Origin of the sequence: Halobacillus halophilus, from assembly GCF_020171985.1 — a bacterium.
In the GTDB taxonomy this organism is placed as follows: Bacteria; Bacillota; Bacilli; order Bacillales; family Halobacillaceae; genus Halobacillus; species Halobacillus halophilus_A.
In genome coordinates, this window is the sequence record NZ_JAIVAL010000001.1 from 868979 (window position 1) to 890537 (window position 21559).

Genomic DNA, 21559 nt, shown 5'->3' on the forward strand with positions numbered 1-21559 from the left:
CTACTATATCGGTACTATTTCTGCTGAGTTGAGTTTCTTTCAATAATTCGGTGAGGTAAAATCACATTCTGTTCTTCTACTTCTTCTTTATTCATGAATTTAGTTAACAGACGCATAGCTACGGCTCCTATATCGTACATCGGCTGTACTACAGTTGATAGTGTTGGACGTACCATCGTTGCAAGGCGTGTGTTATCGAATCCGAACACTTCCAGATCCTCCGGAACTCGAATTCCACGGTCCTGTGCCCCATGTATAACCCCAAGTGCCATTTCGTCTGAAGAGACAAAAACAGCCGTTGGCTTTTTATCGAATTCAAGCAGCTGTTCTAAAGCTTCTATACCTGAATCGTATGAATAGTCACCGGATACAATATAATCTTCAGGCGAGTCGTAACCATTAGCCCTCATAGCATTTTTATAACCTTCTAACTTCTGCACATTAATAATAGTGTCTTCAGGTCCCGATACGAAAGCTACTTCCTTGTTTCCGTGGGATAGTAATAACTCTGTGGCTTCATAAGCCGCTTGCTGATAATTAATATTTACAGCAGGAGTCTCCCCGGACTCATCAACTGTTGCCGCCAATGCAATAGGTACAGAAGAAGTCTTAAACTCCTGGATATGATCTTCTGTGATTTTTCCACCCATGAACACTAATCCATCTACCTGCTTACCAAGCATGGCATTAATCAGGTGCAGCTCTTTATCTTTATTCTGATCAGAATTACTTAAGATAATGTTGTAATTATACATAGTAGCAATATCTTCAATACCTCGGGCAAGCTCAGCAAAGAATATACTTGATATATCTGGAATGATCACACCGACCGTGGTGGTTTTCTTACTTGCTAAACCTCTTGCCACCGCATTTGGACGATACCCTAACCGCTCAATGGCATCGTGCACTTTTTTTCTTGTCGCAGGCTTTACGTTCGGGTTCCCATTCACTACTCGTGAGACGGTAGCCATCGACACGTTGGCCTCTCTTGCTACATCATATATTGTTACATTCATCATACATCCTCCTTAGTTAGTTCCTTGCTGCAAATTTATAATAAAATAATCATACGATAGATAGCGTCCTCGCGCAATGTCTGCCTCTTTCTTCTTACTATAAGATTACCCATTTTATTATAACGGATTCCTTATTCAGAACAAAACAGATACTTCCACAGTTAAATTAATCCGTTCTAAGGCCTTGCACACACAAATATACAGGCAAGTCCGATTATCAATTAAAAACCGATGAGTCAGCATCTATGTCCCTCTGTGACTAAGTGAGCATATCCAAAAAAATAAGTTAGACTGACTAGCAGTCTAACTTATCCCAAAAGTATTATTTTGTTAACTCTCTCATAAATGATTGGAACGTTGGAATATCCATTTGCTGGGCTGAATCAGAAAGGGCAACCGCTGGATCAGGGTGTACCTCAGCCATTACTCCGTCAGCACCAATCGCCATAGCGGCTTTAGCAGCTGGAAGTAAGAGATCACGTCGGCCAGTCGAGTGAGTTACATCTACCATAACCGGTAAGTGAGTTTCTTGTTTCAGAATTGGAACAGATGAGATATCCAAAGTGTTTCTTGTGGCTTTTTCATAAGTGCGAATACCGCGCTCGCACAAGATAATATTTTTATTACCACGGGAGATAATGTACTCAGCCGCATTAATAAATTCAGATATAGTGGCTGACATTCCACGTTTTAATAAGACAGGTTTATTTACTGAGCCAGCTGCTTTCAGGAGTTCAAAGTTTTGCATATTGCGGGCTCCGATTTGGATAACATCCAAGTAATCCAACGCTTCTTCAAGATCGGCTGGATTAACGATTTCACTTACCACAGCTAAGCCATTTTCATCGCCTGCCTGCTTCAGCATTTTCAATCCTTCGATTCCCAGCCCCTGGAAATCGTAAGGGGAGGTTCTCGGTTTAAATGCACCTCCGCGCAACAGCTTTAAGCCTTCACCCTTAACAGCTTTCGCTACGGTGGAAACCTGTTCGTAACTTTCTACTGCACAAGGTCCCATAATGAAATGCGGATTTCCATCGCCTACTTTTTCTCCATTGATTTCTACAATTGTATCTTCAGGCTGCTTCTTTCTGGAAACAAGAAGAGCTTTTCTATGGTCATCCTCTTGTAACTCAAGACCGGCTTTGAAAATCTCTTTAAATAAATGAACGACTGTGGAGTCCTCGAAAGGTCCATCATTGTGACTTGATATATGGTCAAGCATGGTTCGTTCCCGTACTGGATCAAACCGGTTCGTTCCTTGCTGTTCTTTAATTTGACCAATTTCCTTTACTAAATCACCGCGTTTATTGATTAAATTCAGAAGCTCTAAATTTACCTCATCTAATTGACTGCGTAATTGGTCGAGTTGTTGGTTACTCATGTGTGTGTCCCCCTAGTAATAATTAGTAGTAAAATTAAGATAATTCATCCTATTGATAATTAGGGACAATTATAGCTAATATTTCATTTATTGTCACCCTTAGAGAAGGAATTCTTTTATAAGAAATAAAAGAAAAAATCAATCTGATTTCTTGTTATGTATGATAAGTCCATAACTACTGGCTGTATATTCTGTTAAAAGCTCGTATTTCAAGCCATTCAAAAATAAGGAAACGCGCAGGATTTTCCTGCGCGTTTCTTATTCATCTACAGCTGCCTTTGTTAGACGCTCCTTTGTTACGTTACCATGACTGTCATGCCACGCCACCTGCTTGTCTTTAAACAAAATAGCTTGTGGAGACTGATGACGCACATCAAAGTCACTCGCAACCTGGTTAGAAAGATCTCTGGCATCCTGCACAAAAAGTTCATAACAGGGAATCTCAGAATGCTGACTGAACTGCTCATATTCACTCTCAGCTGCTGCTGAAATTGGGCAAGTTAAACTGTGCTTTAAAAGAAAGAATATGGATTCTTCATTCAGTACTTTTGTAAATTCCTCTTTCGACTTTAGCATTTGTACACTCATTTTTTATCCCCCTATCAGCTAAAAATGGCGGAGACACAAAGGCCTCCACCATTTTTATTGTATTATACATTTGAAGATGTTGTAGAATCCTGCTGCTTTTCAAGCTCTTGAGCTGCTTCTTCAATAGCTTCCGCTACTTCTTGAGCCGCTTTTTCTGCTTCATCATCTTCATTGCTGCGAATATTTTTCACTTTATCCTTCACTTTTCCACTTAAATCCTGGGATTTCTCAGAAACGTTTTTAGAGAACTGAGAAGATGTTTCTACAGCACGGTCTTTCCAAGCTCCGCCTTTTTCATAAGCTACATCTTTCCATTCTCCAGCTCGCTCTCTTAAACCTGTAGAACTTTCATTAATGTTATCACGCAATTCGCGTCCTGATTTTGGAGCAAATAGCAAAGCGACTACTGCGCCTACAATACCTCCGATTAGTGAACCTAGTACAAAATCTCTTCCTGCCCCATTGTCATTATGATTTTGCTGATTGTAACCCATTAAAAATCTCCTCCTTAGTATTTTTCTTCTTTTTTAGCTTTTTTCCATAAATTGATTGCCACTTGTCCCCATTTCATAGCTTGAGCAGCACTCTCTGTATGGTCCTGGGCGGACTGCGTCAATCCCATTGATATGGATCTTATGGATTTATTAAACTCTTGAACAGTATCTCCGATGCCTTTAACTCCGTCAACTAATGTATTTAGTTTTTCAGATTTTTCCCCGACATCGTCAGCTAATTTGTTGGTCTTGTTCAAGAGGGCTGTCGTCTCAAGGGTAATTCCCTCCATTTGCTTCTCTACACCCTCAAGTGTATCCGCAACATTGTTCATGGTTCGACGTACAGCTGTTAGTGTTCTTGCCAGAAAAATGACTAGAACAGCAAAAGCCACTGCTGCAATTAATGCAGCAATGTAGAGAATGATTATCATGCCCCCTGCAACTCCTTCGACTATGTAATTGTCACGTTCTTAATTATTCCCCAAGTTCAGAGAAAATAAAACGTGATATCCACATTAAATAGTTATATTCGCTAAATAAGTGGAAGTTCCCTCTTTAAAAGTACATTTTATTTATAATTTCAGGAAAATGAGTAAAAAGAAACGTGCAGTTCTATTTAGAGAAGCCGCACGTCTTTTTACTACTTCATATTTTCATAGGCATTTTGAAACTTTTGGATATCTCCAGCTCCCATAAATAATAAGACGCCATCATTAAAATTCTTCAACTGGGCAGTGTCCTCAAGCGTCAGCACATGGGAATCCGGAATTAACTCCTGTAAATTTTCTATCGTCAACTTTCCTTGATCCTCTCTTGCTGATCCAAAAATATCACAAAGATAGATATAATCTGCAAGCTTAAGACTCTCAGCAAATTCATGTAAGAAAGTTTTGGTTCTCGTAAAGGTATGTGGCTGGAAGATAGCAACTACAGGACGTTCACCATATTTCTTTCTGGCACTATCAATCGTAGCCGTAATTTCAATCGGGTGATGGGCATAGTCGTCCACCAGTATTTGATTTCCCCATTCTTTTTCAGTAAAGCGGCGCTTGACTCCTTTAAAGGTGGACATCTTTTTTATTTCTTCTGCCGGCATTTCCTCATAGTGACAAATAGCAATTACACTCAACGCGTTTAAAACGGTGTGATTGCCAAATTGAGGAATCATAAACGTGTCATAGAAATTGTTTCTTACAAATACGTCAAATGTGGTTCCTTCACTGCTTTCTCTGATGTTCTGAGCCTGGAAATCATTCGTATCTGCAAAGCCATAGTAGAGAACCGGGACGTTAGCCTGAATGTGCTGGAGATGATCATCATCTCCACAGGCGATAATGCCCTTCTTCACTTGCTTTGCCATTTGTTGAAAGGCTTCAAAAACATCATCAACGCTCTTAAAATAGTCAGGATGATCAAAATCAATGTTCGTCATAATCGCATAATCCGGGTAGTAAGAAAGAAAATGCCTGCGATACTCACACGCCTCAAATGCGAAGTATTTACTGTTTTCATGACCTCTGCCTGTACCGTCTCCTATTAAATACGAGGTAGGGTAGTTTTCGGATAAAACATGCGCGAGGAGACCAGTCGTTGATGTTTTTCCATGAGCACCCGTTACGGCAATACTCGTATACTGCTGAAGCCACTCACCTAAAAATTCATGATACCAGTAAAAAGGTAATCCGAGTTTTTTAGCTTCTTTTATTTCTTCGTGCTCTTCGTTAAAAGCATTTCCTGCAATAATTGTAAGTCCGGCCTGTATATTCTTACTTGAGAACGGCAGTATTTCAATATTTTTTTCTTCCAGAACCTCTTGAGTAAAAAAGTGCTTCTCTACGTCTGACCCTTGAATTTTCTCTCCAGAATCATGCAGAATTTGTGCAAGCGAACTCATTCCTGTCCCTTTGATACCAACAAAATGGTAAGTTGTCATAAACAAGAACCTCCAAAATAATGTGGATCACTTTAAGTATAGTGTATGTAACAGCCACTAAAGTGCGATTTATTCATTCGTTACCTTAGACCCTTACCTGCAAGTCTCTAATAACCTTACTTATCTTATCATGGAAACAAGATTAGAAAAAGAGGCTCTTCTTCCCAGGTTTCTTCATGAGTAAAAAAAGACACATACTTATGTGCCTTTATTCACCTTCTTCCTCTTTATGAAACTGAACATATTCAAGTCTTGGATTCACTTTATATCTGCGTCCTTCTTTGGCTTCAGGCTCTCCATTAATCAGGACATTATCCCCGGTGAATCCAATACCGATCTTCAGAAGACTTCCGCCTACTCCGTACATATCTACGGGGACTTTTTTCTCTTCAAAAGCTCGTATTCTTTCTTTGGTAAAACCACCGCTTACGACAATTTTAACATGCCGGTATCCTTCTTTATCCAATGACCTCCGCAATGCAAAAATGAGTTCTGGATTTACCCCTCTTGGGTCAAATGTACCCATTAAATGCTGGTTTCTAAGGAAATACTTATCTACCAGATTCTGGGAAGTATCTACCCGTACACCTTTCAACTCATCTCCAAACTCTCGAGCAACTTTTAAAGAGTCGGTAATGACATCATTATTATAATCAACAAGAGCCATAAGCTGATCATTTGGAAATTGTTTCTGATAGGCTTTGGTAGCAGCGACTACATCCCCTTTGAACATCTGAATTAAAGCATGGGGCATCGTTCCCATTCCTTCTTTCCCCCACCATTCATTCATAGCATGAGTAGCCTGGGCAGTGGAACCACCTATAAATGCTGCATATCCGTCCCCGGATTGTTGAGTAAAGTGATCGTCCCTATCACCCATGAAAATAATCGGTTTTTGACGACCTGAAGAGCGGGCTGCCTTTACGACATTATAAACATTGGTGGCCACAGAGGTACGTCTGGCAAGGATCCCATCTATAATCCCTTCGAGAAACCCAAATAGCTGATAGGGCCCTGTAATGGTTAATACCGTTTCATAGGGACTAATTTTATCTCCATCTTTAAGAGAATGGATCTCCAGTTCTTCAGGATTCTCAGCAAACGTGTGAATAAGAGCAATCGCTTCATCGGAACCGCATAGAACAGCAGTATCCTTTTGAAAAAACTGCATGGTGACTTTGTGTTCAGGAAGCTGGTCGGCTACAATATCTCTTGTCTTTAAGAAGTAAACGGCAGAAAACCATCCCTCTGAAACTCTCTTATCAAATTTAAATGTTTTATTCGTTAAACGACTGATTTCGCCATTTAACTTACGTGCTATTTCCTTCATAACTATACTCCTTAAACATTGGGGTCAGTAAAAACTGTATCGTTATATTCAAGTATTATCATATAGAACTAAAAACTTTTCCACAAGTATTTCTTTGATTAACTACAAGTGTGCAGATTAACTAAGCATTTCTTCAACTTGCTGGTGAGTTAAAAGCACATCTCTTGGTTTACTTCCTTTTTGCTCCGAAATAATTCCGTACTCTTCCATCTGATCAATTAAACGAGCAGCTCGGTTGTATCCTACCTTAAAGCGGCGCTGTATAAGTGAAGCACTCGCTCCGTTCTGTTCCATTACAAACTGTACCGCTTCACTAAAGAGAGCATCGGTTTCTTCTTCATTTGAAATTTGTTTCATTAACTCTTCCTGATGAAACAAATATTGAGGAGGAGCTATTTTTTTTACATAATTGGTGATGCGCTCGATTTCATCATCCGATAAGAAAGCCCCCTGTATTCTTAATGGCTGACCTGAACCATTTTCTACAAACAGCATATCACCTTTTCCTAACAGCTTTTCTGCTCCTCCAGAATCAATAATCGTTCGGGAATCCACCTGGGAAGAGACACTGAAGGCAATTCGTGTCGGAATGTTTGCTTTAATAAGTCCTGTAATTACATCTACTGAAGGCCGCTGTGTAGCTAAAAGCAGATGAATGCCACACGCTCGTGCTTTCTGAGCAATTCGGCAGATAGCATCTTCTACATCCTGAGGAGACACCATCATCAAATCTGCAAGTTCATCGATAACAATGACTAAATATGGAAGCTTCTCCCCTCTGCGGTCCTGCTTCACCATTTTAGCATTATACCGCTCAACATCCCGAACTCCCTCTTGGACAAATTTCTCATACCGTTCTTCCATCTCTTTTACTGCCCATTTCAGAGCAGATGTTGCAGCTTTTACATCTGTGATAACAGGAGAAACCAAATGCGGCAGGTCATTATAAGGAGCAAGTTCTACCATCTTAGGATCAATTAGTAGAAATTTCACGTCCTCATGATGGGCTTTATACAGGAGACTAATGAGAATGGTGTTAATACATACACTTTTCCCGGAGCCTGTAGCGCCTGCGATTAATCCATGAGGCATCTTTTTTAAATTCGTCACAATTGGAGAACCACCGATATCAAGTCCCAGCCCTACAGACAATGGGGAAGATTCTTTATGAAAAGCCTCTGATTCAAATATTTGCTGAAGGCCCACCATTTGAGCTTTAGGATTCGGAACCTCTATACCTACGGCCTGCTTACCGGGAATGGGTGCTTCAATTCGAATGTCACGTGCAGCCATGCTTAGTTTGATATCATCCGCTAAATTAGTTATTTTGCTAACCTTAACTCCAGGTTCAGGCTGTACTTCGAACCTGGTTACCGTAGGGCCTTTCATAGCGTTCACTACTTTCGCACGAACGTGAAAATGTCTAAGGGTGGTTTCAAGCAATTCCATTTGCTGTGCAGTCCAATCCTCATCTTCTCCTGTAGTTTCCTTCGTATCTTCAAGCAAATGTAAAGGTGTGTTATATTCCTTACGAGGAAAATCCGCAGTATCCTCCTGATTATTTACCTTTTCACCTTCTCTAGTGGGGGATTGGACATTAACACTTGCACTATGTTTCTCTCCTGCTTCCGTCCTCCCCTCTTTCTTTTGATCTCGGGTTCGCTTATCTCTTGGGGTCATGATGACGTTGAAAGGAAGGCTTTTTTTCTTTTCTCCGCCTTTTGACATTTCTTTTGTTTCAGATCTTCGGCTCTCCTCATGATTTACCCCTCTATCCTGTGAAACTTCGGGTTTTTTTTCAGGCTTTCTTTCAGTATGCTCTTGTGTCTGGGGAGCTTCATTATCCACAGCAGCTGCTTCAGCGTCTATTAATTGCAAACCAGATGAGTGCTCATCTGTGGGAGTATCTTCAGAATTTATTTCAGTTTCTGCTTCCAACTCCTCTACTTCAATAGTTGCAGCTGCTTCTTCAGGTTCGAACTCTTTTTTTTTGGACTCTGCTTTATTCGCTTCTGATGCTGGCATAGTTTGCAGGATAGAAGAATGGCCACTTTCATTAGATCCCGAATTACTATCCTTTTCCTCTGAAACTTCTTCTTCCTTTTCAAATGATGTCTCCATTGTATTTTCTGGCTTTTTCTGAATCCCCTTAGTCTCTGTGACCTTGCTCCTGAGTCTTCTTCTCAGATCCTGCCAGGCTTCTTCATCATTTGTAAAAGAATCACCAGGAAACTTTGTTTCTACCGTGTTTTCAATTTTTTCTATGCCCGCCGTCAGTTGACGATTATGATATCCATAAATAGGCGAAGGAACATCAGTAGGTGTAAAAGGAACCGTGGAAGTTTCCGGAAGTTCTGGCTTCTCACTTTGATCCTGCTGCTTTTTCGTCTGTTTATCAGTAGATTCAACTTCTTTATACTGTTCTTGATTCTCTGTCCGGTTTAAGCTCTGGCTCCTTCTGGCTCTCTCCGGCCTTCGGGAAGAGTCTGCTTTTTCATGAGAATTTGAAGACTGGTCCGGAATGACAGGGAATCGAAACTCACCTTGCTTAGGATACCGATAGGTCATTTTTGTTTTTGCATTCATTTCCTGCCGCTCCTGCCTTTGAGGCTGTTCTTTTATCTCTTTTGTGGTCTCTTCTTCATCATCAAACCATTGTTTAAATTTATTTTTTATATCATTCCACATATTTTCTCACTCTCTTTTCCTATATGTAAATCTCGTGTGGTCCCTTTTATTTTAACAGTTTTTGTTTAATGTTTGGTTTACAATCGCTTTAAAAATTAAGAATTCGTAAAAAAAAAACAAAGCAGCTGGGCTGCTTTGTTTTTTATAGTGGCATTAAACTTCAAAAGGAGCCCCAACTTCATATTCGTCAGAGAGGACAAGAATCCCTTTTTCTTTCGGTGCATCTGGTAAACCTAGTTCTTTAGCCGAACAGATCATTCCACTAGACGGCACACCGCGCAATTCAGCATCATTAATCTTCATACCGCCTGGCATAGTTGCTCCAACTTTAGCTACAACGACCTTCTGTCCCCGATCTACATTAGGCGCTCCGCATACAATCTGCAATTGTTCATCAGCTGTATCCACCTGGCAGACTTTAAGTTTGTCCGCATTTTCGTGAGGTTCTATGCTTTCTACATATCCCACTACAAATTTGGGACTTAGATCAAAATCCAATACGTCTTCCAACTGGTTTTCAGTAAATAAGTCCTTGATGGGACGAAGCATTTCCTCGGTCAGCATCATTTTCCCCTGACCTGGCAGATTAAAATATTTGGATGCATTAAAGATATTATAACCAAGCAATGATCCATCTCTGCTATCCGTAATTTTAACTACATCCCCGTATGCTTGTTGCTTAAATGTTTGGCGGTTCCCTTCTTTAACAGGAATAATTAATACATCCCCAATACCTTTTTCATTGTAAAATACATCCATAGCCTAATCGTCCTTTCGCTCTTTTTTCGGTTGTTTCTGAGCAAGTATGAAAATAGGTTCTAATTGCTTATCCTCGTATAGGAAGGACAATGAAGTAATAGGAACAGTGCCCTCAGCGAAAAACTTCATAGCCATTTGAGCCAGGATATCATAACCTTCTGAGTTCTGAACGTCAGCAAATATAATAACGTCCTGGTGAGGTACACTGATGGCTAACTCGCCTTTGCATTCAGCTTTAAGCTCCTCCAGTAAAACCTCATTTAAAATCCGGCTTGCGTCATACCCATCTTTAGTTGAATGGAAGTAGAAATCATTTCCGTAAACTGTGTCCTTTTTCATTTCCACCGGCAGTGAACGTACGTTAAAACTTGCCACTTCCTTCAGTCGTGCTAATGTCCAATCTTCTTTTTCCACCATGCTTTCATCAATTAGCTGAAAAGACTTCCCTAAGTCCAATGCATAGTAAACCCTGGTTTCAGCTGTATGTTCTGAATGAACCAGTTTTTTACCGTTTTCTGTTTCTGTTGGAAAAGACGCGGCTCTAATTACAGGGAAGATCTGTTGTTCTTTTCCGGAAAGATCATGGGTTTCATTCATAACTTTCAAAGCTTCTTGTACGTGATCCTCCAATTCATCAATCGCTTCTTCTCCGCGAGATTCATACTTGGCAATCACGTTAGGTAAAGTAATTGTAATTCCTTCACCACTATCACGCCACTCAATGCGAAATGTGTCTTTATCACGATTATAAGTTGTCTTCCAATCTTGATGGTGAAGACGGTCTTCTAATTTCTTCTTCATTTTTACACTTGTCATTTTCATCCTTTTTCCTCCTTAATTGATGGAAGAAATCAATTCCCTTATTTATATTAGCATAAATCAGCTTACAAATACCTCTTCCTATTATACACATCCTCAGTCCCTTGAAAAAGTAAACAAGCTGTGCGGAAAAAAGCACAGCTTGTTTATACTAGGATGCGTTTCGTATAAAGTCTTCAATTTCATCCTGGGACTTTCTCTGTTTTCCTACAAACCTGCCCGTCTCTTCCCCATCCTTAATAGCGATAAAGCTAGGGATACCAAACACATCGTATTCAGAACATATATGGATGAATTGATCTCGGTCTATATATACAAACGTCCACTCACTAAATTTATCCTCAATTTCGGGAAGAACCGGCTCAATCACTCTGCAATCGGGGCACCAATTAGCAGAAAACAATAATATCAGATTTTCTGCTTCCAATAATGATCGAAGATGCCCATCAGACTCAAGTTTAATCATATTATTCACCTCCATTATTTCATTAGTATAATTCTAATCATACTCGATTGTCATATCTCCTGGCTTAATCCATCCTTTTTTTCTAAACCATAATGCAATAGCGTAACTAATAGCCGCTGGAGCAAGAATATGCAGTCCAAGTATAATACCAGCTATGTGCCAATTAAACCCCATTGTTTGAAACGTCATGATCTGACCTACTAGTCCGCTCGTTCCCATTCCTGCCCCAGCTGCATTATTTTCAAGTCCCAGCCATACAGTCGCAAATGGAGCTAGTACAGCTCCTGCGATCGTAGGTGGAAGAAGGATAATTGGCTTTTTAACTATATTCGCAACTTGAAGCATAGACGTGCCAATTCCCTGAGCTATAAAACCTCCAAACCCATTATCTTTATAACTAATTGTAGCAAAACCGATCATTTGGGCAGCACAACCTACCGTAGCTGCACCAGCTGCTACACCATCTATTGAAAGCATTAAGGCAATAGCTAAACTTGAGATGGGCGCCGTTAAGGCTATACCCATAAGTACCGCAACTAGAACACCCATAATAAAAGGTTGTTGGAGCGTTGCCCAATTAATCACCTCTCCGAAACCAGTCATAAATCCACCTATAGGCGGGCCAATAACAGCTCCAATTACAAAACCGACTGTAATGGTAGCGAATGGTGTCAGAATAATATCTATTTTTGTTTCCTTGCTTACCATCTTACCAAATTCCGTAGCTATTAGGGCAGCTATATAACTTCCTGCCGGCCCCCCAAGCTCAGCTCCGTAAGCTCCACTAAATAAAGACGCAAAAATGACAAGCGGAGGCGCCTTCAATCCATAGGCAATAGCAGCTCCTATTGCTCCTCCCCATATTTTACTGTCCATAGCGAATGTTCCCATTTCTATAAATGCTTCTGATATAATCCCAAGATTCAGCTGTTCACCCATGGTTTTAATGATTAAACCGATAATTAGTGAGGAAAATAGCCCTAGCGCCATATAGCTAAGAGCGGTAATTAAATAGGTGTGAACGGATATTTGAATTCCTTTCCTATCTAGAAATGCTTTCATGGTCGGCCCCCTTTTAGACTTTCAGAGTCAATAGTACATTTTTTATTTACATGTGTAAATACACAAATATACATAACCTGCCATCTTTCGCACAAAACACGTATGAACGAAAGTCCCTCTAAATAAACACTTAAGAGAGTTGCAATGAGGTTTAGTAATGATTGGAAACTAATAGAATGGCACCATACGTCCTCGTTAAGTAAACAGATTTGTCTGCATAAAGACGGAACCATCCCTATCTTCTGTAATTCAATACTATTGGAAATTATATCAAGTGCCTTTGCTAGACAGAAAAATAAGACTATTTCATACTAAGGCTAGACTTAATTTCTATAGGAGGTATTTTAAATGGAACTAACTGTTTATTTAGCTGGACAGATCCATGACGATTGGCGTAATGACGTAAAGGCTCAAGCAAAGGAAAAAAAGTTACCACTTCAGTTTGTTGGACCTCAGGAAAACCATGAACGCTCTGATAATATTGGGGAAGCCATCATGGGTGAACAACCGGATAAACTTTACCGTGATGATGCCGCTTCTAGTGTTAATAATTTCAGAACTCAGGTTTTACTTCATAAGTCAGATGCTGTAATTGCTCTATTCGGCGAAAACTACAAGCAGTGGAATACAGCAATGGATGCCAGTGCCGCTATACAGCTCCGTAAACCCTTAATTCTCGTTCGCCCTAAGTCTCTGGTCCATCCTTTAAAAGAATTATCAAATCAAGCTGATGTCACGGTGGAAACAATCGACCAAGCCCTGGATGTTTTAAGCTATATTTACGAGTAAATATTACTCTGATTACAAAAAAGTGTGCCGTCCTCATTCGGGACGGCACACTTTTTAAGACTGTTGATAGAATTCCCATTGACCTTTTAATAATTTAACCACATGAGAAAACATCTCTTCTCTTTGAATAACCCCATTTGTGAAAATTCCAATCGCACCCTCATTTTTACGTACTTCATGTTTATTTGCATAGGCATCCATGACCTCGCCAAGCTCTTTTCCTTTTTCCAAACTATTCTTAATTTCGTCTGGCAAAGCTATTCGGGCTCCGCTGGCCGTAAATACATTTTCTTTAGAATCTACGAGTGCTCCCCAGTTACAGAGGTAAAGATCACCCTCGATCTCCATCACTCCGCCTTCAAGACCAATCCCAAGATTACTTTTGTTCATGGATGCGCATTCCCGAGCCCGGTTAATTGCGCCTTCCAATGTCTCCTCATCTGAAAATGGTTGAGCAGCAACTCTGGATTCAACTTCCATGCCTGTCACATCATGATTTACAAATACTTGTTTAACTGAATCAACTTTTGTAGGGTTTTGCGATCCAACATATATTTTCACCAGTCTATACACCTTTCTTTATACAAATGTTTAACCTTATCTTCTGTTAGGTCACGATAACTAAGATCAGCTTACCGTGACCTTAACATTTCTATACATTTTTCCGAATATGATCTACCGCTTGCTGATCCGTTGTTTTTACTAAATGAACGAGCAATTCCTTTGCAGCTGCATAATCATCTACATGTATGATAGAAGACGAGGTATGGATATAACGTGAACAAATACCTACAACTGCTGAAGGAACACCATTATTAGCAATGTGAACGCGGCCAGCATCTGTACCACCTTGAGATACGAAATACTGATAAGGGATACCATGTGTTTCGGCTGTATCCAAAATGAAGTCTCTAATCCCACGATGAGTAACCATCGACTTATCGACAATTCGAAGCAATGCTCCCTTACCTAATTGTCCAAATTCTTTTTTGTCTCCACTCATATCATTCGCAGGGGAAGCGTCCAATGCATAGAATATGTCCGGATTAATTTTGTTTGCAGATGCTTGAGCCCCTCTCAAACCAACTTCTTCTTGTACGGTGGCCCCAGAGTATAACTTGTTTGGAAGTTTTGTTCCCTGAAGCTCCTTCAGAAGTTCTATGGACAAACCGCAACCATAACGATTATCCCAGGCTTTAGCAAGGATTTTCTTTTCATTGGCCATAGGAGTAAAAGGACAGATTGGTACAATAGGCTGTCCTGGCTTTATGCCGATCAATTTAGCATTATCTCGATCATCCGCTCCAATATCAATCAGCATATTTTTAATTTCCATCGGTTTTTTTCTTTGTTCAGGCGTAAGATTATGCGGAGGAATTGAACCTATCACACCCACAATTGGACCGTTTTCAGTAATAACCTGGACACGCTGTGCAAGCATAACCTGATTCCACCAGCCGCCGAGAGGCTGAAAGCGTAACATTCCATTATCCGTAATTTGTGTCACCATAAATCCAACTTCATCCATATGTCCGGCCACCATTACGGTAGGTCCCTTCTTGGCATTTCGAAGTCCAAACACGCCGCCCAGGCGATCCTGAACGATTTCGTCGGAGTATTTTTCAAGCTCTGATTTCATGAACTGACGGACTAAATGTTCGTTTGCCGGTGCGCCCGGTAATTCGGTTAAGGTTTTAAAAAGATCTTTCGTTTCCTGATTCATTTATGTACCTCTCCTTTTTGTACGTCTTTCTCTATTTTAACGGAACTTTGAAAACGTTTCTACAAATCCGGTCCTTATGTTTTAATTTCCTTTTATCGGGAAAATCTAGTATAGTGAAAAGTAGAAAAAAGTTGTGAGGTGATTGGTGAATGAATTGGAAAAAAGTTGCAATAGCCGCCGGTGTAGGAGCAGTGGCTGGCTACGCAGTAAAACAACAGTTTGGCAGCAACCAGAACGTAACTCCTGAGAAAGCTCTCAAGATTGCAAAGGAAGCCTTTAAAAAGCAAGGACCAATTAGTGGTTCTTGGATCTACATGAAGCCTGAAGAACTTAATAAAAATGGCATTAACTACGATGTATATCGTGGAGGAATTTCTAAGAACCTGGATGGCGAAACATCTCAGTTCGAATTTTACATCGATACTGAAACAGGCACTATTGTAGATGTCGCTGAAACTTCAGCTTAATAAAGAACCTAAAATCACCCCGCTTTGTCGCTGACAAAGCGGGGTTTTCTATTACTCTCCGGGATAGGAGTGAGGTTCTCTTTTTAGTTCATTTATGATCTTTCCTTCTTGATCAAATTGCAGCGCACAGTAACTCGCATCGTGATAGAAGACATACCACGCTTTTCTTTCATAACCATACGCCATCCACTTTTGCTTCTCATGAACTGAAGTAACTGGGTAGTCATCATAAGCGAGGACCCATAGCACATTTTGATGAGCATGTGTGGGCATTATGTCAGCCATATGAATAAAAGTTTCCTCAGCATCTTCAAATACAATAATGGAATGACCATTACTATGGCCGCTTGTATGAATCATACGAAGACCCGGAACAATTTCCACTGAATCCTGATATGTATGAACCAGTTCCTCTACAGGCTTCCAGTTCTCTTCCCAATATGTATTTTTGGATCGTATATTTGGGTTCCGCATTTCTTCCCATTCCGTAGAGTTCGTAAATATTTTGGCTTCAGGGAACGCAGGTACAAGTTGGTCTTCTTCCCACATAGTTAGTCCGCAAGCATGGTCAAAATGCAGATGGGTCATTAAAACATAATCAATATCATGCCGGCTTAGTCCCAATACTTTTAAAGACTGTTCAATCTTCGACTCCTCTTTGACTCCATAATTTCGAAGTTCTTTTTCAGTCAGCTTATTATTTCCGATCCCTGAATCAATGATCATTTTTTTTCCATCAATATCTAACAAGATAGGGTCAGTCCGGAGCTCAATTTGGTTCTTTTCGTTGACGGGATATTTTCTGCTCCATAAAGGTTTGGGTACAACTCCAAACATAGCTCCACCATCCATATGAGTAACTCCACCATCAAGCCAAGTTAATTTGGCTCGTCCAACTCGCATTGTTTTCATGTAAGCATCTCCCTTAACGTAAATATAGCTCTAGTCTACCATATCGACTAGAGCCCTGCTTGAGTAAGGTTATTTAAAACGTGCGCGGCACCTGTAAATTGGCTGCCCCTTAGATGAAAACTTCTCCTCATATTCAGTGGGTACATTCAGAGGATCCTCATCGGCATGTAAGTCGACCGACACGTCTTCCAAGATCATTCCGTATTGCGAAAAGCTGGTTAATGAATATTCGAACAATCCCTTATTATCAGTTTTTAACGTAATTTCACCGCCAGGTACGAGCACTTCTTTATATTGGTCTAGAAATGTATGATAAGTAAGACGACGCTTCTCGTGCCTGTTTTTCGGCCACGGATCAGAAAAGTTTAAATATATGTGGTCAATTTCATTCTCTCCAAAGAGCTCTCGAAGATCTTTAGCGTCTTCGTTCACTAATCTTACATTATCTACATCGGCATCTAATACTTTTTTCAGTGCGCCAACTATTACACTTTTTACAAGCTCAATCCCTACAAAATTTATATCATTGTGCTGTTTTCCCATACCAGCTATAAATTGGCCTTTTCCTGAACCAATTTCCAGGTGTAAAGGCTCTTTCGGGTTTTTAAATAATTCGCTCCATTTACCTAACATTTCAAATGGTTCCTGGACAACGATATGATCATGCTCCCTCATGTAGTCATCTGCCCAGGGTTTATTTCTTAATCGCATAATTAGATTCCTCCTCTTATCGTTAAAATCGTACCATGAACAAGCTTCCAATTTAAAGTTTTTATTAAATACGGTGAATTTAGGCGGATTTGTGCCTAATCCCTCTTATGTTTAACCATGAGGAAGATATATAGCTAAAAAGAGTAAGTTTTTCTTCTAACTGATAAAAATCCTTGAAACAGGGGGTTGGGTTGTAAACGCTTTCTCATATACCATAATATTTGTGTGATAATAACGGATATTGGAGTGATAATTAATTTATGAAATTGATGAACCAGGTAATTGATCTAACAGTGGTGGCTACTTTCTCTGTAATGTTCGCTGGATACGCACTATTTGTATACCCTATTGAAAAAATGAACGAGAAAATGAGCACTGAAGTTAAAGAGAAAAAACTAAAATATACACCTACGATTACTGAAGGTTAATATAAAGGAACAAACAAGAAAACAAACCGTTGCTGTAAAAGCAACGGTTTGTTTTCTTTTTGAATCATGAATCCCATCACAATTTTTATATGATTTTATGTTTATCCATAATTTTCTTAAGTTTCTTTGTGCGAATAGAAGCTTCGTCGTACTCTCCTCTCATCTGGTGCCACTGAATAAAAGCAAGTGCCTGAGATATAGAGTACCATATCATCCGCTCGAATAAATGTGTATCAGGATCGATTCCATACTCTTTCAACCAATGATGCCAGTTTTCTTCTGGTATATAGGAGAAGAGCATCATACCTAAATCAAGAGCAGGATCTGCAACCATTGCATTATCCCAGTCAATCAGATAAAGCTGGTCATAAGAAGAGAGCAGCCAATTATTATGATTCGTATCACAGTGACAAACCACATGGAAATCATGTATTACATCGTCCACTCTATATTCCAGAAACTGAATCGCCTGATGAATATTGAGTTTAGGTGCAACTTCGTCAAGAACCCGCTGATTCTCCTTTAGGTCCTTCAACACCTCATGTGGGGTCAGAGGAGTCTTTCCTAACCGCATCAGCATATCCAGAAGCTCTGTCGAGTGGTGAATTTTGCTTAACAGGGCGGCTACTCGAGGATGTTTCATTTCTTCTGGGTTTAACTCGCGTCCTTCCAACCACTCTTGGGCAGTGATGACATCCCCATTTTCTAACCGCTTGGTCCATACAAGCTTGGGTACAATTCCCTCGGCAGAAAGCACAGCAAGAAACGGAGACGAATTTCTTTTTAGAAATAAACGTTTCCCTTCGGTTTGGGCATAATATGCTTCTCCAGTGGATCCTCCTGCTGGTGTTACCGTCCAATCATTACCAAGTATATGTTCCAACCAATTCACCTTCAATTCCTCAAATCTGCCTTTGATTATACTTCTTTCAGTATATCGTACTTTAGGACCGTTCCAAAGTCTTTAAAATGATCTAAAAAAGAGTTACCTTAAATTAGATTAACTCATTGCTCTACATACTTTCAAGAAATATCTATTTTATCCTACAAAAATCGACCTTTCGGAAGGACTCTTTTCTATATAACACTCAAAACACTCGCCACTCTGGCCATCTACTTGAAAAGGTAACGGTTCAGATGAAGAGATGTGAATGTTTCTCCCTTCCCACTCCTGTACTTCTTTTCGTTGAATGTGTTGTCCAGTAAATACCATTTTAAATAACGCCAGTATTTTCCATTTAGAGATGGGTTCTACGATGATGATATGAAAAGTTGGTTTTTCAATACTTGCGTTAGGAGCAATTTTCATTCCTCCTCCGTAGTAAGGGTGGTTTGTAATCGTAACCATAGTGGCTTGTTTACATTCGATCTTTCTACCATCAATTCTTAAATCTATTGATATAGGATTTAATCGAGGTAAAACTTTTAGCAAAGCCAGCGGATAAATGAATGATGTAATTCGAAAGAACTTGGTCCATTTACGAAAAGCGGGTTTATTGACCTCTTCCACTATTAGCCCCTCCATACCAAATCCAATACTATTCAAAAAAGAGCGCTGTTTTGCTGCCTCCCCGTCATTAGATGTGAATATACCTGTACGGATTCTATGAAACTTTGGGTCCTGAACCATCTTGCGAAATAACAAGACGCCCTCTGCAACCTGTCCTATGCCTCTAGCGAAATCATTCCCAGCTCCAACTGGAATAAAACCAATAGGAAGATCAGGATAATGCTGCACTCCATTTATTACCTCATGAAGGGTACCATCTCCTCCGATGACAATAACGTAACTTAAGAAGTCTTGATAACGAGCACACAGATCCCCTGCCAGTTTTTCTGCATGACCTGGATAAACAGTAAAATGAGCTTGAAAATTATTTCTCTGATTCTGATATAAAGGATCATTTTGAATGCTGGTAAATAACCTCTCTGCCTTACCATGACCTGCTTCTGGGTTAATGATAAGCACAAACATATGACATTTCTCCTATTCAAAAAGATAAATTACTTAAAAAAGTGGTAATATTATATTATAATACCATCAAAGAGGAGGGGCTATATGTCGAAGGACTGTCAATTTTGCGGTACAAATTTCCTGATTCCAGAAAGCGGATCTATCGTGTTAAATCAGAAAAAATCATTCAAACCAATGCAGCTTTTTGTAAGTCATGAAGATGAAGAAACCATTATTTATAGGTATCATTCAAAAAAAGAACTAAAATCTTCCTTAAGAGGCTTGCTTTCATCTGCGCCCACAGCCACTACCAAAGACTGGATGCATATTTTAAATTTAGATTCAACCCAGTCTTTTCCAATTTCCATTCAGCACCTATATGAAAGATTAAATAAACCCGAATTAGGAGAGATTATTCAGCATGGTAGGTTCACATCACACTTACAGCCCATCGTAGATATGAAAGTTGATGAAATTTATGGATATGAATCCTTACTCCGCACAGAAGGTGAGCACGTAAATCCAGCCGAATTATTTTCCTATGCTCAGCGATCTGGTCTACAATCTTTGCTTGACCAAAAGGCTCGCCGGACTGCTGTAAAAGCAAAATCGAATTTTCTCCAGAAGGGCCAGAAAATTTTTATTAATTTTCTACCTTCCACCATCTATGTTCCTGAATTCTGCCTGCAACATACGTTCCAAATAGTGAAAGAGTTTAACATTGACCCTTCCGATTTAGTATTTGAAGTGGTTGAAACCGAAAAAATCACGAATGTAGGGCATTTAAAGTCAATCTTAGATACATACAAAACGTCTGGGATGAAAGTTGCGTTGGACGACGTAGGGGCGGGATACAGTACACTCGAGATGTTAAGTTTATTAAAGCCTGACTACTTAAAAATCGACCGTTCCTATATTCATAATTGTCATGAGGATTTGACCAGTCAAGATTTTCTATATCAAGTCATGAGTCGTGCTTCAAACTTAGGTATTAAAGTTTTGGCAGAAGGAATCGAAACAAGAAATGAATGGAACTGGTTACGTGAACTTGGCGTTGACTATGGACAAGGATACTTCATAGGTAAGCCTGCGCGTTTTCCTAAAGAAACCATTAACCTTCTTCCTTAACTTCCTCCTCGGTATCCCAAGCGGGTCGTTTGAAGGACGTAGTTTGACAATGCTTCAAAAGCGCTTCTGCCGTTTTCAGCTGCTTATGTTTCAACGGGGATGTTATACTCCGCTTGTTATACATCCACTCTTCGTATCTTTGCTTATCAACAAAATCTGTATCGTATGGCTCCTGGAAGGAATGAAAAGTTAAATCAGGAGCTAATACGACCTTACGCAAAGGAAATTCAATTTCGTATGTTTTCAATACACTTTTGACAAACGTTTCCGTACGTTTTAATGATAGTAATGGATTCATAACTTTATAGCTGCCTTCCTTATTTAACGCATGCCAACTATGATCTGAAGAAGGCAGGATATTCTCAGATCCTGGGAGTTCCAAATAGGTAATGATTTCTATGCCAAGGGGACCAATAAGTATAACTTCGGATTCCATGGTTGCTTTCCGTACTTTAACTACAGGATGATACATAATAAAGTAAGTATCAGGAAATCTCTGTAGAAAAAACTTAAGTTTTTCATCTTTCTGATAGGTTCTGTCTAAAAAAGATTTTTCCTGCACTGTGGTAGAGGCCCATTGCAGTTGAAAGGAAATCAGTTCATTTAAGAAATTCTGCTTTACCTCCTGAATTGTCTCAAGCGGCGGAGTTTCATTTTTTATAAGCAACTCTTTTTCATGTTTTTCATTTCCTTTAAGACGGGATAAAAGTCTTCTCCACCCTAGCTGAGGCTTTTTTTCAGGTTCGATTTCTTTTTCTTCTTTCTTTTCAAGTCTACCCTGTTCAAATGCTCGCTTCGTCTTATTCCAGTTTTCTTTTTTTAACTCTATAAATTGTCTGGAATACTGGAAGATATCCGTTTCATATCTGGAAATATAATCTAGCAGTTTAATTAATTGACCCACTTTTTCA

At 39.7% G+C, this 21559-nt stretch carries 23 protein-coding genes; 4 read left to right on the forward strand and 19 right to left on the reverse strand.

Annotated elements, in window-relative coordinates; genetic code table 11:
• Positions 1–14: 14 nt before the first annotated feature.
• The 12 genes from ccpA to LCM11_RS04525 form a co-directional block, all read right to left on the reverse strand.
• The gene (gene ccpA, locus LCM11_RS04470; RefSeq protein ID WP_224893030.1) at positions 15–1016 is read right to left on the reverse strand and encodes a catabolite control protein A; all 1002 of its coding nucleotides are present in this window, start codon (positions 1014–1016) and stop codon (positions 15–17) included.
• Between the two features lie 322 nt (positions 1017–1338).
• On the reverse strand, positions 1339–2397 hold the full coding sequence (locus LCM11_RS04475; RefSeq protein WP_224893031.1) for a bifunctional 3-deoxy-7-phosphoheptulonate synthase/chorismate mutase: 1059 nt from the start codon (positions 2395–2397) through the stop codon (positions 1339–1341).
• A gap of 258 nt (positions 2398–2655) precedes the next feature.
• On the reverse strand, positions 2656–2985 hold the full coding sequence (ytxJ, locus tag LCM11_RS04480; RefSeq protein WP_224893032.1) for a bacillithiol system redox-active protein YtxJ: 330 nt from the start codon (positions 2983–2985) through the stop codon (positions 2656–2658).
• A 62-nt stretch (positions 2986–3047) separates the two neighbouring features.
• Complete coding sequence (locus LCM11_RS04485) at positions 3048–3479, reverse strand: YtxH domain-containing protein (RefSeq protein WP_224893033.1); 432 nt, start codon at positions 3477–3479, stop codon at positions 3048–3050.
• Positions 3480–3493: 14 nt separating this feature from the next.
• Positions 3494–3910: a DUF948 domain-containing protein gene (locus LCM11_RS04490; RefSeq protein ID WP_224893034.1), complete on the reverse strand. Its 417-nt coding sequence runs from the start codon at positions 3908–3910 to the stop codon at positions 3494–3496.
• 209 nt (positions 3911–4119) lie between these two features.
• Positions 4120–5412 carry a UDP-N-acetylmuramate--L-alanine ligase gene (murC, locus tag LCM11_RS04495; protein WP_224893035.1) on the reverse strand — a complete coding sequence of 431 codons (1293 nt, stop codon included), beginning with the start codon at positions 5410–5412 and terminating at the stop codon, positions 4120–4122.
• A gap of 208 nt (positions 5413–5620) precedes the next feature.
• Positions 5621–6742, reverse strand: coding sequence for a nicotinate phosphoribosyltransferase (locus tag LCM11_RS04500; RefSeq protein WP_224893036.1), 1122 nt, complete (start codon positions 6740–6742; stop codon positions 5621–5623).
• A 117-nt stretch (positions 6743–6859) separates the two neighbouring features.
• The gene (locus LCM11_RS04505) at positions 6860–9430 is read right to left on the reverse strand and encodes a DNA translocase FtsK (protein ID WP_224893037.1); all 2571 of its coding nucleotides are present in this window, start codon (positions 9428–9430) and stop codon (positions 6860–6862) included.
• Between the two features lie 153 nt (positions 9431–9583).
• On the reverse strand, positions 9584–10189 hold the full coding sequence (gene ytpR / locus LCM11_RS04510) for a YtpR family tRNA-binding protein (protein ID WP_224893038.1): 606 nt from the start codon (positions 10187–10189) through the stop codon (positions 9584–9586).
• Between the two features lie 3 nt (positions 10190–10192).
• Positions 10193–11011: a DUF1444 domain-containing protein gene (locus tag LCM11_RS04515; protein WP_224893039.1), complete on the reverse strand. Its 819-nt coding sequence runs from the start codon at positions 11009–11011 to the stop codon at positions 10193–10195.
• Positions 11012–11159: 148 nt separating this feature from the next.
• A complete protein-coding gene (locus tag LCM11_RS04520) occupies positions 11160–11474 on the reverse strand; it encodes a thioredoxin family protein (RefSeq protein ID WP_224893040.1) in 315 nt (104 codons plus the stop codon).
• A gap of 33 nt (positions 11475–11507) precedes the next feature.
• Complete coding sequence (locus LCM11_RS04525) at positions 11508–12536, reverse strand: PTS transporter subunit IIC (protein WP_224893041.1); 1029 nt, start codon at positions 12534–12536, stop codon at positions 11508–11510.
• Between the two features lie 348 nt (positions 12537–12884).
• On the opposite strand from LCM11_RS04525, the gene LCM11_RS04530 reads away from it, so the two are divergent.
• Positions 12885–13325: a YtoQ family protein gene (locus LCM11_RS04530; RefSeq protein ID WP_224893042.1), complete on the forward strand. Its 441-nt coding sequence runs from the start codon at positions 12885–12887 to the stop codon at positions 13323–13325.
• 54 nt (positions 13326–13379) lie between these two features.
• Here LCM11_RS04530 and LCM11_RS04535 read toward each other — a convergent pair whose 3' ends face one another.
• Both LCM11_RS04535 and LCM11_RS04540 read right to left on the reverse strand, forming a co-directional pair.
• Complete coding sequence (locus tag LCM11_RS04535) at positions 13380–13886, reverse strand: DUF84 family protein (protein ID WP_224893043.1); 507 nt, start codon at positions 13884–13886, stop codon at positions 13380–13382.
• 91 nt (positions 13887–13977) lie between these two features.
• Positions 13978–15048 carry a M42 family metallopeptidase gene (locus LCM11_RS04540; RefSeq protein ID WP_224893044.1) on the reverse strand — a complete coding sequence of 357 codons (1071 nt, stop codon included), beginning with the start codon at positions 15046–15048 and terminating at the stop codon, positions 13978–13980.
• 149 nt (positions 15049–15197) lie between these two features.
• Here LCM11_RS04540 and LCM11_RS04545 point away from each other — a divergent pair, with 149 nt between their 5' ends.
• Positions 15198–15515, forward strand: a complete 318-nt coding sequence (locus tag LCM11_RS04545; protein ID WP_224893045.1) for a PepSY domain-containing protein — start codon at positions 15198–15200, stop codon at positions 15513–15515.
• Between the two features lie 51 nt (positions 15516–15566).
• On the opposite strand, the gene LCM11_RS04550 is transcribed toward LCM11_RS04545, so the two are convergent.
• The gene (locus LCM11_RS04550; RefSeq protein WP_224893046.1) at positions 15567–16427 is read right to left on the reverse strand and encodes a YtnP family quorum-quenching lactonase; all 861 of its coding nucleotides are present in this window, start codon (positions 16425–16427) and stop codon (positions 15567–15569) included.
• 69 nt (positions 16428–16496) lie between these two features.
• Entirely contained in the window at positions 16497–17138 is a 642-nt protein-coding gene (trmB, locus tag LCM11_RS04555; protein WP_224893047.1) for a tRNA (guanosine(46)-N7)-methyltransferase TrmB, read from the reverse strand.
• A 260-nt stretch (positions 17139–17398) separates the two neighbouring features.
• Between trmB and LCM11_RS04560 the strand changes: the two genes are divergently transcribed.
• The gene (locus LCM11_RS04560; RefSeq protein ID WP_224893048.1) at positions 17399–17566 is read left to right on the forward strand and encodes a hypothetical protein; all 168 of its coding nucleotides are present in this window, start codon (positions 17399–17401) and stop codon (positions 17564–17566) included.
• Between the two features lie 85 nt (positions 17567–17651).
• Here the strand turns inward: LCM11_RS04560 and LCM11_RS04565 are convergent, their stop codons facing one another.
• Positions 17652–18449, reverse strand: a complete 798-nt coding sequence (locus LCM11_RS04565; protein WP_224893085.1) for a phosphotransferase family protein — start codon at positions 18447–18449, stop codon at positions 17652–17654.
• Between the two features lie 156 nt (positions 18450–18605).
• The gene (locus LCM11_RS04570; protein ID WP_224893049.1) at positions 18606–19541 is read right to left on the reverse strand and encodes a diacylglycerol/lipid kinase family protein; all 936 of its coding nucleotides are present in this window, start codon (positions 19539–19541) and stop codon (positions 18606–18608) included.
• An 84-nt stretch (positions 19542–19625) separates the two neighbouring features.
• Between LCM11_RS04570 and LCM11_RS04575 the strand changes: the two genes are divergently transcribed.
• Positions 19626–20648, forward strand: a complete 1023-nt coding sequence (locus LCM11_RS04575; RefSeq protein WP_224893050.1) for an EAL domain-containing protein — start codon at positions 19626–19628, stop codon at positions 20646–20648.
• Here LCM11_RS04575 and LCM11_RS04580 read toward each other — a convergent pair.
• The gene (locus tag LCM11_RS04580) at positions 20632–21552 is read right to left on the reverse strand and encodes an NERD domain-containing protein (RefSeq protein ID WP_224893051.1); all 921 of its coding nucleotides are present in this window, start codon (positions 21550–21552) and stop codon (positions 20632–20634) included. The two genes, LCM11_RS04575 and LCM11_RS04580, sit on opposite strands and share 17 nt — an antisense overlap.
• Positions 21553–21559 lie beyond the last annotated feature (7 nt).

Coding starts and splice junctions, on each gene's coding strand:
- ytpR (WP_224893038.1), bottom strand. CDS start 10,189: ATGGATGTATTTTACAATGAAAAAGGTATTGGGGATGTATTAATTATT.
- LCM11_RS04560 (WP_224893048.1), top strand. CDS start 17,399: ATGAAATTGATGAACCAGGTAATTGATCTAACAGTGGTGGCTACTTTC.
- LCM11_RS04515 (WP_224893039.1), bottom strand. CDS start 11,011: ATGAAAATGACAAGTGTAAAAATGAAGAAGAAATTAGAAGACCGTCTT.
- LCM11_RS04475 (WP_224893031.1), bottom strand. CDS start 2,397: ATGAGTAACCAACAACTCGACCAATTACGCAGTCAATTAGATGAGGTA.
- LCM11_RS04505 (WP_224893037.1), bottom strand. CDS start 9,430: ATGTGGAATGATATAAAAAATAAATTTAAACAATGGTTTGATGATGAA.
- LCM11_RS04570 (WP_224893049.1), bottom strand. CDS start 19,541: ATGTTTGTGCTTATCATTAACCCAGAAGCAGGTCATGGTAAGGCAGAG.
- LCM11_RS04525 (WP_224893041.1), bottom strand. CDS start 12,536: ATGAAAGCATTTCTAGATAGGAAAGGAATTCAAATATCCGTTCACACC.
- trmB (WP_224893047.1), bottom strand. CDS start 17,138: ATGCGATTAAGAAATAAACCCTGGGCAGATGACTACATGAGGGAGCAT.
- LCM11_RS04550 (WP_224893046.1), bottom strand. CDS start 16,427: ATGAAAACAATGCGAGTTGGACGAGCCAAATTAACTTGGCTTGATGGT.
- LCM11_RS04520 (WP_224893040.1), bottom strand. CDS start 11,474: ATGATTAAACTTGAGTCTGATGGGCATCTTCGATCATTATTGGAAGCA.
- LCM11_RS04500 (WP_224893036.1), bottom strand. CDS start 6,742: ATGAAGGAAATAGCACGTAAGTTAAATGGCGAAATCAGTCGTTTAACG.
- ccpA (WP_224893030.1), bottom strand. CDS start 1,016: ATGAATGTAACAATATATGATGTAGCAAGAGAGGCCAACGTGTCGATG.
- LCM11_RS04485 (WP_224893033.1), bottom strand. CDS start 3,479: ATGGGTTACAATCAGCAAAATCATAATGACAATGGGGCAGGAAGAGAT.
- LCM11_RS04545 (WP_224893045.1), top strand. CDS start 15,198: ATGAATTGGAAAAAAGTTGCAATAGCCGCCGGTGTAGGAGCAGTGGCT.
- LCM11_RS04575 (WP_224893050.1), top strand. CDS start 19,626: ATGTCGAAGGACTGTCAATTTTGCGGTACAAATTTCCTGATTCCAGAA.
- LCM11_RS04490 (WP_224893034.1), bottom strand. CDS start 3,910: ATGATAATCATTCTCTACATTGCTGCATTAATTGCAGCAGTGGCTTTT.
- LCM11_RS04540 (WP_224893044.1), bottom strand. CDS start 15,048: ATGAATCAGGAAACGAAAGATCTTTTTAAAACCTTAACCGAATTACCG.
- LCM11_RS04530 (WP_224893042.1), top strand. CDS start 12,885: ATGGAACTAACTGTTTATTTAGCTGGACAGATCCATGACGATTGGCGT.
- murC (WP_224893035.1), bottom strand. CDS start 5,412: ATGACAACTTACCATTTTGTTGGTATCAAAGGGACAGGAATGAGTTCG.
- ytxJ (WP_224893032.1), bottom strand. CDS start 2,985: ATGAGTGTACAAATGCTAAAGTCGAAAGAGGAATTTACAAAAGTACTG.